The sequence below is a fragment of the Nocardioides sp. genome, from assembly GCF_014360585.1.
GTDB lineage: Bacteria > Actinomycetota > Actinomycetes > Propionibacteriales > Nocardioidaceae > Nocardioides.
Genome location: NZ_JACIXG010000010.1, coordinates 65,938 through 80,686, shown reverse-complemented (window position 1 = coordinate 80,686; position 14,749 = coordinate 65,938). Strand labels below are relative to the sequence as shown.

Sequence of the window (14,749 nt, the reverse complement as noted above, 5' to 3'; positions counted from 1 at the left end):
CGGACACTCTGGGGTCGCGCCCCCCCAAACCCGCTGGGCTTTAATCTCGACCGCCAGGTGGCGCCGCCCCTGGGGGGCCGGCGCCACGTCGCATTTCGCGGTATTGAAACCCGGTTGCCCTCCGGCCTCGCTGGAACCTAGTGTCCAGCACATGACCGATCTCCAGGCTCGTCTCCGAGCCGATCTCATCACCGCTCGCAAGGCCCGGGACTCGGCCACCACAGCGGTGCTGCGCTCGACCCTGGCCGCGATCTCCAACGCGGAGGCGCTGCCCGTCGCAGAGGCCTCGCCCACGAGCGACGGTCCGATCGCCGGCGCCGCCACTGGCGTCGGGACGACCGAGGCCGTCCGCCGGGCGCTCACCGACGACGACATCCGCGCCATCATCTCCATCGAGCAGACCGAGCGGATGAGCGCCGCGACGGACCTGGAGTCCCACGGCGCAGGAGAGAAGGCCGAGCAGCTCCGCGCCGAGGCGGAGCTGCTCGCGGCCTACATCTAAGGACTCAGCCCAGCGGGTCGAGCTCGCCGCCGACGACCTCGAGCACCCGGGCGCGTACGTTGGCGGCGGCCTCGGGGTCACGAGCCGCCACGGCGGCGACGAGGGCGTTGCCGAGGATGAGCTGCGGGATCCGGATGATCGAGTCGAGCTCCTGGCGGAAGCCGGCCCGACCGCCCTGCGGGGTGACCAGCTCGACCTCGGCGAGCTTGGTCAGCTGCGTGCCGGTGAAGGAGGTCAGCGCGATGACGGCCGCTCCCCCGGCGACGGCCGCCTGGGCGACCTGGATCGTCGGCGCGGTGGCGCCGGTGCCGCTGACGACGACACAGACGTCGCCCGGCTGGAGCAGACGAGCCCGGATGAGCTGGTCGAGGTGGTCGGCGGGCGCCACCGTGCTCAGCCCCTGGGAGGCCAGCCGCATCGCGATGTCGCCGGCCACCGGCGAGGAGACCCCCGTGCCGGCGACCAGGATCGAGCGCGCGTCCGCGATGAGATCCACGGCCCGGCTGACCTGCTCCTCGGTGAGGAGCCCGACCATGTCCGAGGCGGAGTCGGCGATGTCGGCGAAGAAGGCGCGCACCACCGTCAGCGGGCTGCCTCCCTCGCTCGTCTCGGTCTTGGCCGAACCCAGGTCGCGCGCCAGCAGCACCTTGAGGTGCGGGAAGCCGCGGAACCCGAGTCTCTGCGCGGCTCTGACCACGGTCGCGGTCGAGACCGAGGCCTCGGCGGCGATCTCGGCGGTGGTCGCCTCGATGGCCCACTCCGAGCGGGTCAGCACGACCTCGGCGACCGCACGCTCGGAAGGGTTGAGCCGCGGCATCGCGGCTCGGATGGCTGGGAGAACCGGCGCGCTCGTCATGCGGCCACCGCAGTGGCCTCGGCGCCGTGCAGGATCCGGTGACGCAGCGCAGCAGAGATCTGGTCGACCAGGATCGTCACGAAGATGATCACAACAAGCATGATCCCACCCCACTCCCACTCTCGGCCCCGAAGGACACGGTTTAATAACGCACCAATTCCACCAGCGCTCACGACGCCGAGGATCGCGCTTGCTCTGATGTTCACCTCGAAGCGGTAGAGCCAGAAAGCCACGGTCTCCGGCAGCAGCTGCGGGATCACCGCCGTGCGGATGCGCTGCCACCACGTCGCACCGGCCGCGACGACCGCCTCGACCGGACCCGGATCGATCGTTTCGATGCTCTCCAGGGTCAGCTTGCCGAGCGAGCCGATCGAATGGATACCGATCGCCATCGCTCCGGCCATCGGGTTGAGCCCGAACAGCGGAAGCATGACGATCACCGCGAGCAGGATCTCCGGGACGGCGCGGATGGCGTTGAAGAACGTACGCACCGGCATGCGTACGAACCATGGCGCCGTGTTGGAGGCGGCCAGGAAGGCCAGCGGGAACGAGACCAGCGCCCCGACGCAGGTGCCGATCCAGGCGAGCGCCACCGACTCCCCCATCAGCTTCAGCGCCTGCAGCCACCAGTCTCCGTAGGTCAGGTCGGGGTCGGCCTGACCATCGGGATGCGCTCCCGGCCAGGTGAGCACGCCGTCGATCATCTGAGCGGCGTACTGCCAGATCGCTCCGGGGAACTGCGGCAGCCGCTCCCACCGGGCGTCCTCCAGGGACCATCCGGCCGCCAGCACCACGCCGACGAGGGCGAGGCCGGCCACGGTGTAGGGCCACTTCGGCGGCGGGTTCGGCCGCGTCGCGGTCGCGCGGGTCACACCAGTCTCCGGCGCAGGGCCTGGGAGAGCAGGTCGATCGCGATGACGGCCACGAAGATGACGATCACGACGGCCGCCAGCCGGGGGTAGTCGGCCCGGTTGAAGTAGAGCATGATCAGCTGCCCGATCCCGCCGGCTCCGACCGCACCCAGCACCACTGAGGCACGGATGTTGAGCTCGAAGACATAGAGGACGTACGAGGCGTAGCTGGGCAGCACCAGCGGGACGATCGCCGCCCGGGCCCGCTGCCAGCGGGTGGCCCCGGCCGCGTCGAGCGCCTCCAGCGGCCCCTGATCGACGGCGTCGATGCTCTCCGCGGTCAGCTTGGCGACGATGCCGACGTTGAAGACGGTCAGGGCCAGGATGCCCGGCAGCGGGCCGGTGACGACGGCGACGAAGATCAGGGCGTAGGCCATGTCGGGCAGCGACCGGATCACCGCCATCACCGACTTGGTGACCCGGTAGATCCCGGGCGGCGCGCTGACCTTGGAGCCCAGCAGAGCCACCCCGAGGGCGATCAGGGAGCCGACGAACGTCGCGATCACCGCGATGGCGGCGGTCTCCATCAGCGCGGTCCACAGCCGCGAGGTCGGGTCGGTGATCTCGGCCCACTCGGGGTGCACCACCTCCCCGAGGATCATCATCAGCGTCGACCACTGCTCGATGACCGGAGTGAGCGAGAAGTCGATCGCCCAGCCCGCCACCCCGGTGACGGCGACGGCGCCGAGGACACCACCGATCAGCAGCGGGCTCGGCGGTGGTTTCGCCGGACGCACCGGGCCCTGCGGGCCGTCCCGGCGCTCGAGGGCGGCGCCCGTCATGTCGAGATGTCCTCGCCGGTCAGCGAGCGTCCGTAGATCCTCTCGAAGACCGCGTCGTCGGCATCGGTCGCGGGGCCGTCGAAGACCACCTCTCCCGCGCGCATGCCGATGATCCGGTCCGCGTAGCGCCGGGCGAGGTCGAGGAAGTGCAGGTTGACCACGGTGGTGATGCCCAGGTCCCGGTTGATCTGCCGTAGGTCGCGCATCACCCGGTCGGCTGTCGGTGGATCGAGCGATGCGACCGGCTCGTCGGCGAGCATCACCGACGGCTGCTGCGCCAGAGCACGGGCGATCGCGACCCGCTGCTGCTGCCCGCCGGAGAGCTCGGAGGCGCGTACCCATGCCTTCTCGACGATCCCGACGCGCTCCAGGGCCTCGAAGGCGATCTCCTTGTCGGCCTTGGTGTGCAGCCCGAGCAGGGACCGCGCCCATGACTGGGCGTGCAGCCGACCGGTGAGCACGTTGCTCATCACGGATCGGCGGGTCACCAGGTTGAACCCTTGGAAGATCATCCCGATGTCGGCGCGCAGCCGCGGCAGCCGGCGGCCGCGTACCGACTTCACCTCGGTCCCACCCACCGACAGCCTCCCCGCGGTGACCGGCACCAGGCCGTTGATCGTGCGGACGAGCGTGGACTTCCCGGCGCCGGAGAGGCCGACGACCACGACGAACTCCCCCGGCGAGATGGTCAGGCTGACACCGGCGAGGCCACGGCTGCCGTTGGGGTAGACCACCGAGACGTCGTCGAAGACGATGCTGTGCCCACCATCAGAGCCACCGTCAGAGCCACCGTCGGACCGACCATCGGACCGGTCACCGGCCCGATGCCCGAGACCCGAGGCGCTCATTCGCCGAAGTTCTCCTCCACGGACTTCGCCTTCTTCAGCGCGGTCTTGTCGACCTTCACCAGGCCCTCGATGTCGTAGACGGCCGCCAGGGTCTTAAGCCCCTTGGGGTCCTTCGCCATCGCGGTGAACGCGTCGGTCACCTTCGTACGCAGCTCCTTGGAGAGCCCGCCGGCGACGACGATGCCGTCGTTGGGGATCTCTGCGGAGTAGGCGAAGACCACGACGTCGGAGGCGACCTTCGGCTCGTCGGCCGCGACGTCCTCCCGGGCGTCGTCGAAGCTCACCCCGACCGGGTAGTCGCCACGGGCCACAGCCAGGACCGCGGCGTCGTGGTCGCCGGCGAACTGCGCGTCGAGGTCGACCAGCGCGTCGCCGCCGGTGACGAGCCCCCACTGAGTGGCCGGGTAGTAGTAGCCGGCCGCCGAGCCCTGGTCGACGAAGGCGATCGGGGTGCCGGGCTTGACCTTGGACAGGGCGACCTCACCGGTGGGGCCGGTCTTGGCGGCGTCGGTGCCGTTGCAGTACTTCAGGCCGTCGAGCACCTTGACCTCGTCGGCACAGTACGTCTCGGGGTCGTTGGTGAACCACTGCGTGTGGTAGCTCGACGAGCCGTAGCGCACGGACTGAAGGATCGGCACCGCACCGGCCTGGTCCTCGGCCTGCACCACGCCGATCGGACCGAGCATCGCGACCTGGGCCTGGTCCGACTTCATCGCCACGATCGCGGCCGCATAGCTCTCGGTCACCTCGGCGCGTACGGGGATCCCGATCCGGTCGCTGAGGAACGACTCCAGGCCCTTCGCGCTCTCGGTGATCGAGTCGATGTCCCCGGAGGGCACCAGCGACAGCACGAGCTCCTTGGGATCCTCCGCGGGCGCGGTGCTCTCCTCGCTGCCGCCGCAGGCGGCGAGCGAGAGGGTGAGCGATGCGGCGGCACCAACCGCCAGCAACCGGGTCGTGGGGGTTCTCAACATTGGACAGACTCCTTGAGGGGGTGAGCTGCGATGAAGGCTGAGGGGTCATTCGACCAGTCCGAGACTGCGGAGTACAGGCCCGCCAGCGATCCTGCACGAACATGTGCCGGTCCCTGTCGACGGTCGAAGGCGTCAACGTACGCAGCAACACAACCACGCTCGACAGCGGGTGCCAGGTCATTGCGCCAGATGTCGCCCACGGACATGAGCCACTCCGGTCTGTCGGCCAGGCCGAAGGCATCCAGGAGGCGGTCCAGGTGACCGGTCATCCGGGTCGGCTTGAGGGCGTCGGTGTGCACCTCGTCGACCACGTCGCGGAGGCCGAGGTGCTCCAGGATCGCGTCCAGGCCGCTGCCCGGGGAGTTGGTCATGATCACCCGGTGGGCATCGAGACCGTCGAGCAGCTCGACCAGCCCGTCGGGCGTGCGGATGTCGCCGGGCTGCTCGCTCATCGCTGCCCGGCTCCAGACGTACGCCGCGCTCAGCTCCTCCTCGGAGACCCCGGCGGCCAGGCCCAGGATCTTGACCGCCTCGTAGCCGTCCTGAGCGCCGGTCAGCGTCTTCGGGGCATTCCCGGGCAGTCTCTGCCCGAGAAAGGCCTCAGTGGTCTCCAGGAGCGCCTCAGGGGCGACGGTGAGGGCCGCCACCCGGGCGGCGTAGAGAAGGACCGGCGTGTCTCCGAGACACACCGTTCCGTCCAGGTCGAGCACCAGCACGGGCCGAGACAACGAGTCCACCTTCCAGGCGCGGGCCGTCGGGGTCGAGCCTGCGCATCGCGATCACGTCTTGAACGGAAGGTAGGTAAAGACTCTTCCGGACGCAAGCAGCAACGACGTGGTGTCGTGCGTTGTCTGCCGCAGCCCACGATATCGGCCCGAGCCGGTTGTCCCGGTCAGGCGAGGCCCGGCGTGCCGCCGGGTCAGGCGAGCGCGGATCCGGCGCGGTACTCCTCGTAGGGGGTGTTCCAGTCGCCCCAACCGTTGCTGAGGGTCATCCCGCGGTTGGTGCCGACCGTCTCGACCACGTCACCGCGGCGGGTCATGTCGTAGAGGAACTTGGCGTTGGCGTCGCTCATGCCGGTGCAGCCGTGGGAGACGTTGGCATTGCCCTGCTGGGCCACCGACCACGGGGCGCCGTGGATGAACTCGCCGGAGAACGTCAGCCGCATGGCCCACTTCACGCCCTCCATGTTGTAGTACTCCCGGTCGCCCGGGTTGATCCCGATGGTCTCGGAGTTCATGGTCTTGCGCTCGAACTTCTCGATGATCACCTTCACGCCGCTGCGGGTGATGAACCCTTCCTTGCCGGTCGTGATCGGGATGGTCTTGATCTTCTGCCCGTTCTTGAAGACCTCCATCTGATAGGTCTTCGCGTTGGCCCGGTAGATGTGCGCGTCACCTGTCTTGAAGGTGATCTCGCGGTTCTTCTGGCCGAAGATGCCGCCGCCGGCGGGGACCGAGTTGATGTCGAGCTTCACCTTGACCGTGGAGTTGGCCTGCCAGTAGGTGCGCGGACGGTAGTGGACCTCCTTGTCGTTCACCCAGTACCACGACCCCTCCTGCTTCGGGGTCGACTCGACGATCATCTTCTTCTCGAAGGCCGCCTTGTTCTTCACCGGCAGGTCGTACGTCACGATGATCGGCATCCCGACGCCGACGGTCTCGCCGTCGAGGGGCGCGATGGACGGATAGGTCTGGCGGTCCAGGCCGAGGTCCTCGGTGGCGAAGGTGATCTGGCTCTTCTTCTCCAGACCGTCGTCGCCGGTGGCGGTGACCGAGAGGGTGTAGGACGCGGTCGGCTCGAGCACATCGCCCGCACTCCAGCTGAGGCCGTCCTCGGTGATGGTGCCACGCACCTTGGTGCCCTTGGCTCCGGCCAGCATGACCTCGTCGAGACGGCCCTTGGCCACATCGACCTTGACCACCTTGTCGACCGGGACGCCCGTCGCGTTGTCCTCGATGTTGTGCGTGATCTGCACCTTGGGCTCGGCGGGCTTCTTGGGCTCCTTCGAGGCCGGCTCCGCACCGCACGCGGCGAGCACCGGCGCGAGCGCCGCCGCCGCTGTGGTCCACAGCACCCGTCGGCGGGCGAGCAGGGACGGACGGTGAAACGGTGACTGCGATGACACGGTGAGACTGCTCCAGACCTGTTTAATTACCCCAACGCCCTGTACCCGGACGCGAGAGCGTTAACCCTACCGGGCATCCCCAAGAGCTGCCCAAGAAATACAGCGGGGCCCGATCCGGATGGATCGGGCCCCGACGTAGGTTTTCGCTCAGTGCTTGAACTCGCCTCGGTAGTACTCGAAGTTCCAGCCGGCGGTGGCCAGCATGCCGAGCACGGCGGCGATGATGACCAGCCACCAGGCTGCCATCGCGACCGCGAGGACCACCAGGCCGAAGGTGAGCGCTGCCCACAGCGGCCACCAGGAGAACGGCGGGAAGAAGCCGTACTCCCCCGCGCCCTCGGCGATGTCGCCGTCCTCACGGTCCTCTGGCCGCGGGTCCATCTTGATCGCGTGGAATCCGAGGTAGATCCAGATCATCAGGAACAGCAGTGTGCACATCACCAGCGCCGAGGTGCCGGTCCAGTCACCGCCCTCTTCGGAGGCGACGGTGATGAACCAGTAGGCCGGGGTGACCAGCACCAGGAAGGCGGTGCAGATCCCGAAGATCCAGGCTTCAGACTTCATCGGGCTCAGCCTTCCTTGTTGGAGCTGTTGGAGACAAGATCGTCCTCATCGTGCTCCAGCGCGGCGATCTCCGGGTGGTGGAGGTCGAAGGCCGGGGACTCCGAGCGGATCTTCGGGATCGAGACGAAGTTGTGGCGCGGCGCCGGGCAGGCAGTGGCCCACTCCAGCGAGCGGCCCCAGCCCCACGGGTCGTCCACGGTCACCAGCGGTGCCTTGCGGGAGACGTAGAGGTTGTAGAAGAACGGCAGCATCGACAGGCTCAGCAGGAACGCACCCACGGTCGAGAACTGGTTCAGGAAGGTGAACCCGTCGCTGGGCAGGTAGTCGGCGATGCGTCGCTGCATGCCCTCGACACCGAGCCAGTGCTGGACCAGGAAGGTCGCGTGGAAGCCGACGAACAGCAGCCAGAAGTGGACCTTGCCGAGGCGTTCGTCGAGCATCCGGCCGGTCATCTTCGGCCACCAGAAGTAGAACCCGGCGAACATCGCGAACACGACGGTCCCGAAGACCACGTAGTGGAAGTGCGCGACCACGAAGTAGGAGTCGGAGACCTGGAAGTCGAGCGGCGGGCTCGCCAGGATGATGCCGGTCAGACCACCGAAGAGGAAGGTCGTCAGGAAGCCGATCGACCACAGCATCGGGGTGTCGAAGCTGACCGACCCGCCCCACATCGTGCCGATCCAGTTGAAGAACTTCACGCCTGTCGGCACCGCGATCAGGAACGTCATCCCGGAGAAGAACGGCAGGTTGACCGCACCGGTCACGAACATGTGGTGCGCCCACACCGCCACCGAGAGGATCGCGATGCCGAGGGTCGCGGCCACCAGACCGACGTAGCCGAAGATCGGCTTGCGGCTGAAGACCGGGAGGATCTCGGAGATGATGCCGAAGAACGGCAGCGCGATGATGTAGACCTCGGGGTGGCCGAAGAACCAGAACAGGTGTTGCCACAGGATCGGTCCGCCGTGAGAGGCGTCGAAGACATGGGACCCGAACTGACGGTCGGACTCGAGCATCAGCAGCGCGGCGGCGAGGATCGGGAACGCGATCAGCGCGAGCAGCGCCGTGATCAGGGTGTTCCACGTGAAGATCGGCATCCGGAACATGGTCATGCCCGGCGCACGCATGCAGATGATCGTGGTGATGAAGTTGACCGAGCCGAGGATCGTGCCCAGACCACCCATGTAGAGACCCATGATCCACAGGTCGCCACCGACGCCCGGGGAGTACTGCGCGCTGGAGAGCGGCGTGTAGGCGAACCAGCCGAAGTCGGCCGCGCCGGTCGGGGTGAAGAAGCCGCTGGCCGCGATCAGGCCACCGAAGAGGTAGAGCCAGTAGCTGAACATGTTCAGCCGCGGGAAGGCGACGTCAGGAGCGCCGATCTGCAGCGGCATGATGACGTTGGAGAAACCGAAGAACAGCGGCGTCGCGAACAGCAGCAGCATGATCGTGCCGTGCATCGTGAACAGCTGGTTGAACAGCTCGTCGTTGACGACCTGCTGACCCGGGAACGCCAGCTCCGAACGCATCAGCAGCGCCATCAGGCCGCCGACCAGGAACCAGAAGAACGACGTGACCAGGTACATCTTCCCGATCAGCTTGTGATCGGTGGTGGTCAGCAGCTGGTAGATCTGCTTGCCGAGCGGCTTGGGGCCGCCGGTGACCGGGCGGGCATCGGTGGCGGTCACTCGCCCTCCTCCTCATTGTGGCTGGCGATGTCGTCGAGGCTGCGGGTGGACTTGCCGCCACCGAGCAGCGGGCGCTCGGCCTCGAAGCCGTTCTGCGCCAACGTGTCGACGTAGGACTTGTAGTCGTCCTCGGAGAGGATCGCGACCTTGAAGATCATCCGGGCGTGGTAGACGCCGCAGAGCTCGTAGCAGGCGCCACGGAAGGTGGTGCCGTCGATGAGGTCCTCGGCGTTCGGGTCGAAGGTGGCCGTGGCCTCCTTCGTGGTGATCGAGTAGTGGTTCACCCGACCCGGGATGACGTCCATCCTCATGCCGAAGTCAGGGACACCGAAGTTGTGGATGACGTCGGCCGAGCGCAGGTTGAACCGCGTGGTGGTCTTCTCCGGGAGGACCAGCGTCGGGATGTGCGAGCCGGTGCCCACGACGTAGCCGTAGCGGTCGTAGGGGTACTCGTCGTCGACGAGGTTCTCGTCCGCGCTCACGTCGGGCTCACCGATGCCGTGGTTGAAGGTCCACTGCCACTGCTGGCCGGTCACCTCGATCACGTTGGTCGGGTTGCCGTTGTCGAGCATCTCGTTCTGGACCTTGACGGTGTGGTCGAAGAACACGATCACCATCAGAACCGGGGCGATCGTGTAGAAGATCTCCAACGGCAGGTTGTAACGCGTCTGGACCGGGATGTCGGCGTCACTGCGGCGCCGGTAACGCCAGATCGCCCAGAAGATGAGCCCCCAGGTCAGGACACCCGTGATCAACGCGGCGATCCACGCACCCTGCCACAGGGCGAGGTTGTGCTCCCCCTGCTCAGAACGTGGCTCGGGGAAGCCGAAACGCGCCGCCTCGTCCGAACAGCCACTCAGCAGGAGGGCGCCGGCCGTCAGCGTCGCCACCAGCGCACCACGTCGGGCGCGGGCGTGGGACGGAGTCGATCCGGCCCTTGGCAAGTGCAGACCCACTACGAGCCTCTCTCTCATGCGAACACTCAGATGTCCGCAGACTATCGCGAGCGCATCCGGAATCATCCTCAGGGGTTCCTCATGTCGCGTATGGCTACCGTTGGGTTCTGTGACCGAACCCTTCACCTACCTCGACGCCGCATCGGCCGAACCGCTCCATCCCGCGGCGCGGGAAGTGCTTCTGGCCGCGGCGGATCAGGGGTATGCCGACCCCCGCCGCCTGCACCGGCCGGCGCGCAACGCGGGGCTGCTGCTCTCCAACGCCCGCGAGGTCGTGGCCGAGGCCTTGGGCGTGCGTCGCGATGAGGTGCTTTTCACATCTTCGGGCACCACCGCCGTGCACGCAGGCCTGCTGGGTCTCGGATCCCATGGCATCGGTCACAGTGCCGTGGAGCACCAGGCGGTCGTCGACGCCGCGAGATGGTCTCGGCGCTCCCCCGTCACCGAGCTGGCCGTCGACGACGAGGCACGGGTCGAGGTGAGCGCCGTGCAGGACGCGGTCCGCGCCGGGGACGTCGATGCGATCGCGGTCCAGCAGGCCAACCACGAGGTCGGCACGCTTCAGCCTCTCGACGAGGTCGCCTCCGCCGCCGGTCCGGTGCCGCTCTTCGTCGACGCCTGTGCCTCCATGGGACGGCTGCCCCTACCCTTGGCCGGGGACGCGGTCGCCGGCTCTGCCCGCAAGTGGGGCGGCCCGGGCGGTGTGGGGGTGCTGGTCGTGCGCAGGGCGGCGCGGTGGCGCTGGCCGTTCCCCGGCGACGAGTGGTCGCGTACGGACCAGGGGTTCTCCAACATCCCCGGGGCGCTGGCCGCCGCGGCGGCGCTCCAGGCCGTGGTCGCCGAGCGCGAGGAGGTCAACGCCCGCCAGCACGAGCTGATCTCGCTGGTCAGGGAGCGGGTCCGGACGGAGATCCCGGACGTGGACGTGGCCGGGCCCGCCGACGGGCGGCTCCCCCACCTGGTGACGTTCTCGGCGCTGTACGTTGACGGCGAGGCGCTGGTGACCGCGCTGGACCGCATCGGCGTCGGTGTCGCGAGCGGCTCCGCCTGCACCTCCGACACCCGCGAGCCGTCTCGCGTGCTTGCCGCCATGGGAGCGTTGACACACGGTAACGTTCGGCTGTCGCTGACCCGCGACACGACGCGAGAGGATGTGGAGCGCATGCTCGATGCACTGCCCGGGATCGTCAAGGACCTACGCGCCGAGGCCGGACTATGAGCGCGCCGACCGTGACCTTGGACTGTCGTGGCCAGGCCTGCCCGCGACCCGTCATCGAGCTCGGCCGACACCTCGGTGACATCGAGATCGGTGAGGTGATCGCGGTAGCCGCCGACGACGTCGCCGCCCACCACGACGTGCCCGCCTGGGCCCGGATGCGCGGCCAGGAGTTCGTCGGCGAGGTGGAAGCAGAAGACGGCGTACCCGTCTATCGGATACGCCGTCTCAGCTAAGAGGTTATGCGGGGGTCGATCTCGACCCGCAGTCGCGGCTTCGCAGGCTCAGCCGCGCGCTCGCTCGATCCCTTCGCGTTGCGACCCTGCTCGCTTCGCTCGCAGGGTCGCAGGCTCAGGCCTTGAGGTGCGGAGCGATCTGGTCCGCGGCGGTGTCGCCGTACGACTCCCGGACCCGTCCGACGAACGCCTCGGGCGTGAAGGAGTACTCCTGCGGGCCGACGGTCTCGACGCAGTAGGCGGCCAGGACACAGCCGACCTCGGCGGCCTGCTCCAGCTCGCAGTCCCAGGCCAGCGCGGCCAGGAAGCCGGCCCGGAAGGCGTCGCCGACGCCGGTGGGCTCGATGGCGTTCACGTTCTTCGCGGCAGGCACCTCGATGGCGTCCTCGCCCTTGCTCTGGATGCGCGCGCCGTCCTTGCCGAGGGTGGTGACCTGGGTGCCGACGCGGGCCAGGACATCCTCGGCCGTCCAGTCGGTCTTCTGCTGGAGGACGTGGGACTCGTACTCGTTGGTGAACAGATAGGCGGCGCCGTCGACGAGCTCGCGGATCAGCTCACCGTCGCCGAAGGCGAGCTGCTGGCTCGGGTCGGAGATGAAGGTGTAGCCGCGCTGGCGCGCCTCCTGGGTGTGGCGCCTCATCGCGTCGGGGTCGTCGGGCGCGACCAGCACGAACGACGGCTCGCCGACCTTCTCCGCGATCGGACCGAGCTCGATCTCGCGGGCCTCGGCCATCGCACCCGGGTAGAAGCTGGCGAACTGGGCCATCGCGGTGTCCGTGGTGCACACGAACCGCGCGGTGTGCAGCGTCTCCGAGACCCGCAGGTGGTCGCAGTTGACGCCGTGGCGCTCGAGCCAGGAGCGGTAGTCGGCGAAGTCTTCGCCGACCGCCCCGACGAGCACCGGGTCGAGACCGAGGTTGGCCAGGCCGAAGGAGATGTTGGCGCCGACACCACCGCGGCGGATCTCGAGGTCGTTGACCAGGAAGCTCACCGAGAGCTTGTCGAGCTGGTCGGCGACCAGCGAGTCGGCGAACTTTCCACCGAAGCTCATCAGGTGGTCGGTGGCGATGGAGCCTGCGATCAGGAGTGAACCGGACATGCGCGGAACCCTACCGGCGAGACCTCGGACGACGTTAAGACCCGGCCGTGGACGGGAGATGAATATTACCGCTGAGTCGGCCTTCTGCTACCGGTTGGTAGTGCTTACCGTCGTTTGTATGACAGACATGCGCGTTCCGTACGACGACCTCGACAGCCCGGCGCAGCTCTGCTCCGACTGCGCCGCCGCCGACAGCGCGCTGCGCCTGCCTGCGCCGAGAGTGCGTGCGGCCGATCGCCCGGCGCCGACGGTCCGGATGCAGGCTCGCGAGCCGGGCGACACCGCCATGCTCGCGGCGTGCGAGCACGTCGCCGACGACCTCGCCCTGACCTGATCGGTCTCGGCCTCCTGTACCGAGGAGGCCACAAATGCACAGCAGCCCCTGCCTACGCGGCAGGGGCTGCTGACGTGCTGGACCAGGTTCGGCTCAGTGGAAGGAATCTCCGCAGGCGCATGAACCCGTGGCGTTGGGGTTGTCGATGGTGAACCCCTGCTTCTCGATGCTGTCCACGAAGTCGATCATGGCGCCGTTGAGGTAGGGAACGCTCATCCGGTCGACGACGACGGACACGCCGTCGAAGTCGGTGATCTCGTCACCGTCGAGGGTGCGCTCGTCGAAGAAGAGCTGGTAGCGCAGGCCGGAGCAGCCACCAGGCTGCACGGAGATGCGCAGGCTCAGGTCGTCGCGGCCTTCCTGCTCCAGGAGGCTCTTCACCTTCGCGGCGGCGACGTCGCTCAGGTTGATGGAGTCGGCGCGGCGTTCGGTCGTCTGCTCGGTCATGTAGCTGGGCTCCCTGTGCGTGGGTGCGGGTTGTGTCTTAAGGCTCAATCGTCGCACATCCTCGGTTATTCCCGATGGTCGGCGGACCACGTCCGGGCCACCCGGGCGGCGACCTGGGCGAGGGAGTCGTACGCCTCGGCGAGCGCCCGCTCCTCGCCGACGCTGTCGACGAGGGAGTAGGCGGCGTCGATGCCGAGCGTCCGCAGCTCCCGTCCGCTCATGCTGGCCTTCCCGGCCAGCACGATGCAGGGCCGCAGGGACTGCTCGGCCAGGCGCGCCACCCCGACCGGGACCTTGCCGGCGGTGCTCTGCGGGTCGAAGGACCCCTCGCCGGTGATCACCAGGTCGGCCCAGGAGGCCAGCTCGGGCAGCCCGAGCAGGTCGGCGACGACCTCGAACCCCGGGCGTCGCTTGCCGCCGAGGAGCAGCAGCGCGAATCCCATGCCACCGGCCGCTCCGGCACCCTTCTCGGTCGCGATCTTGCGCGAGGTGGCGGCTGCCAGGTCCTGGAGCGCACCGTCCCAGCGGGGCATGACCTCCTCGGCCAGGCCCTTCTGCTTCCCGTAGACCTTGACCGCACCGAAGAGGCCGGTCAGCGGGTTGTCGACGTCGCTGGCGATCACGATCTCGAGACCGAGCGGCTCGGGCAGTGTCACCTCGGTGACGCCCTCGAGCCCGATCAGACCGGCGTCGAGCGGCCGGTCCGCGGTGGCACCCAGCACAGCGAGCAGGCCCGCTCCCCCGTCGCTCGTGCCCGAGCCGCCGAGGCCGACCACGACCTTGCTCGCTCTGGCGTCGCGAGCGGCGAGGATCAGCTGCCCCACTCCGTACGAGGTCGCGTGCTCGGCGCCCTTCCCGTCGGTCAGGTGCAGGCCGGCTGCCTGGGCTGACTCGACATAGGCGGTCTTGCCATCGACCAGGACCTGAGCGGCCACCGGCTCGCCGTGCGGTCCGCTGACCTCGAGCTCGTGGAGGTCGCCACCGAGGGACTCGTGCAGCAGCGCGAGGAACCCCGGTCCGCCGTCCGCCATCGGCACCAGCGACAACTCGTCGCGAGGTGCCGTACGCCGCCAGCCCTCCGCGATCGCGGCAGCCGCCTGGGAGGCAGAGAGCGTGCCTGCGTACTTGTCGGGGGCGATCAGGACTCGCATGGCCGAAACCTACCCGCGCGCCGAAAGGTCCCCGCGTCCCACCGTCCGCCCAAAGCC

17 protein-coding genes are annotated in these 14,749 nt (G+C 68.4%); 4 read left to right on the top strand and 13 right to left on the bottom strand.

Going from position 1 to position 14,749, the window contains the following annotated elements:
* The first annotated feature begins 151 nt into the window (after positions 1–151).
* On the top strand, positions 152–502 hold the full coding sequence (locus tag H5T77_RS05810; RefSeq protein ID WP_292646261.1) for a GatB/YqeY domain-containing protein: 351 nt from the start codon (positions 152–154) through the stop codon (positions 500–502).
* A gap of 4 nt (positions 503–506) precedes the next feature.
* Here the strand turns inward: H5T77_RS05810 and H5T77_RS05805 are convergent, their stop codons facing one another.
* The 10 genes from H5T77_RS05805 to ctaC form a co-directional block, all read right to left on the bottom strand.
* Positions 507–1,358, bottom strand: a complete 852-nt coding sequence (locus H5T77_RS05805; protein ID WP_292646259.1) for a MurR/RpiR family transcriptional regulator — start codon at positions 1,356–1,358, stop codon at positions 507–509.
* Complete coding sequence (gene phnE / locus H5T77_RS05800) at positions 1,355–2,230, bottom strand: phosphonate ABC transporter, permease protein PhnE (protein WP_292646256.1); 876 nt, start codon at positions 2,228–2,230, stop codon at positions 1,355–1,357. Before phnE (H5T77_RS05800) ends, H5T77_RS05805 begins: the two co-directional genes overlap by 4 nt.
* Positions 2,227–3,051, bottom strand: coding sequence for a phosphonate ABC transporter, permease protein PhnE (gene phnE, locus H5T77_RS05795; protein ID WP_292646253.1), 825 nt, complete (start codon positions 3,049–3,051; stop codon positions 2,227–2,229). The genes phnE (H5T77_RS05800) and phnE (H5T77_RS05795) overlap by 4 nt, the downstream gene beginning before the upstream one ends.
* Positions 3,048–3,899: a phosphonate ABC transporter ATP-binding protein gene (phnC, locus tag H5T77_RS05790; protein ID WP_292646251.1), complete on the bottom strand. Its 852-nt coding sequence runs from the start codon at positions 3,897–3,899 to the stop codon at positions 3,048–3,050. Before phnC ends, phnE (H5T77_RS05795) begins: the two co-directional genes overlap by 4 nt.
* Positions 3,896–4,873, bottom strand: coding sequence for a phosphate/phosphite/phosphonate ABC transporter substrate-binding protein (phnD, locus tag H5T77_RS05785; RefSeq protein WP_292646248.1), 978 nt, complete (start codon positions 4,871–4,873; stop codon positions 3,896–3,898). Before phnD ends, phnC begins: the two co-directional genes overlap by 4 nt.
* Positions 4,867–5,601 carry an HAD family hydrolase gene (locus tag H5T77_RS05780; protein WP_292646246.1) on the bottom strand — a complete coding sequence of 245 codons (735 nt, stop codon included), beginning with the start codon at positions 5,599–5,601 and terminating at the stop codon, positions 4,867–4,869. Before H5T77_RS05780 ends, phnD begins: the two co-directional genes overlap by 7 nt.
* A 191-nt stretch (positions 5,602–5,792) precedes the next feature.
* On the bottom strand, positions 5,793–7,001 hold the full coding sequence (locus tag H5T77_RS05775) for a L,D-transpeptidase (protein WP_292646243.1): 1,209 nt from the start codon (positions 6,999–7,001) through the stop codon (positions 5,793–5,795).
* 147 nt (positions 7,002–7,148) lie between these two features.
* A complete protein-coding gene (locus H5T77_RS05770; RefSeq protein WP_292646240.1) occupies positions 7,149–7,565 on the bottom strand; it encodes a cytochrome c oxidase subunit 4 in 417 nt (138 codons plus the stop codon).
* A 5-nt stretch (positions 7,566–7,570) separates the two neighbouring features.
* Positions 7,571–9,253 (bottom strand): aa3-type cytochrome oxidase subunit I, encoded by a 1,683-nt coding sequence (gene ctaD / locus H5T77_RS05765; RefSeq protein WP_292646238.1) that lies wholly within the window; start codon positions 9,251–9,253, stop codon positions 7,571–7,573.
* Positions 9,250–10,143 carry an aa3-type cytochrome oxidase subunit II gene (ctaC, locus tag H5T77_RS05760; RefSeq protein ID WP_292646236.1) on the bottom strand — a complete coding sequence of 298 codons (894 nt, stop codon included), beginning with the start codon at positions 10,141–10,143 and terminating at the stop codon, positions 9,250–9,252. The genes ctaD and ctaC overlap by 4 nt, the downstream gene beginning before the upstream one ends.
* Positions 10,144–10,318: 175 nt before the next feature.
* Here ctaC and H5T77_RS05755 point away from each other — a divergent pair, with 175 nt between their 5' ends.
* Together H5T77_RS05755 and H5T77_RS05750 are read left to right on the top strand one after the other, a co-directional pair.
* Positions 10,319–11,428 carry a cysteine desulfurase family protein gene (locus H5T77_RS05755; protein WP_292646234.1) on the top strand — a complete coding sequence of 370 codons (1,110 nt, stop codon included), beginning with the start codon at positions 10,319–10,321 and terminating at the stop codon, positions 11,426–11,428.
* On the top strand, positions 11,425–11,661 hold the full coding sequence (locus H5T77_RS05750; RefSeq protein WP_292646232.1) for a sulfurtransferase TusA family protein: 237 nt from the start codon (positions 11,425–11,427) through the stop codon (positions 11,659–11,661). The genes H5T77_RS05755 and H5T77_RS05750 overlap by 4 nt, the downstream gene beginning before the upstream one ends.
* A gap of 115 nt (positions 11,662–11,776) precedes the next feature.
* Here the strand turns inward: H5T77_RS05750 and H5T77_RS05745 are convergent, their stop codons facing one another.
* Positions 11,777–12,760 carry a carbohydrate kinase family protein gene (locus tag H5T77_RS05745; protein ID WP_292646229.1) on the bottom strand — a complete coding sequence of 328 codons (984 nt, stop codon included), beginning with the start codon at positions 12,758–12,760 and terminating at the stop codon, positions 11,777–11,779.
* A gap of 118 nt (positions 12,761–12,878) precedes the next feature.
* On the opposite strand from H5T77_RS05745, the gene H5T77_RS05740 reads away from it, so the two are divergent.
* Positions 12,879–13,094, top strand: a complete 216-nt coding sequence (locus H5T77_RS05740) for a hypothetical protein (protein ID WP_292646226.1) — start codon at positions 12,879–12,881, stop codon at positions 13,092–13,094.
* 93 nt (positions 13,095–13,187) lie between these two features.
* On the opposite strand, the gene erpA is transcribed toward H5T77_RS05740, so the two are convergent.
* Positions 13,188–13,541 (bottom strand): iron-sulfur cluster insertion protein ErpA, encoded by a 354-nt coding sequence (gene erpA / locus H5T77_RS05735; RefSeq protein ID WP_292646224.1) that lies wholly within the window; start codon positions 13,539–13,541, stop codon positions 13,188–13,190.
* Between the two features lie 65 nt (positions 13,542–13,606).
* Positions 13,607–14,692 (bottom strand): glycerate kinase family protein, encoded by a 1,086-nt coding sequence (locus tag H5T77_RS05730; RefSeq protein ID WP_292646221.1) that lies wholly within the window; start codon positions 14,690–14,692, stop codon positions 13,607–13,609.
* Positions 14,693–14,749: the final 57 nt, after the last annotated feature.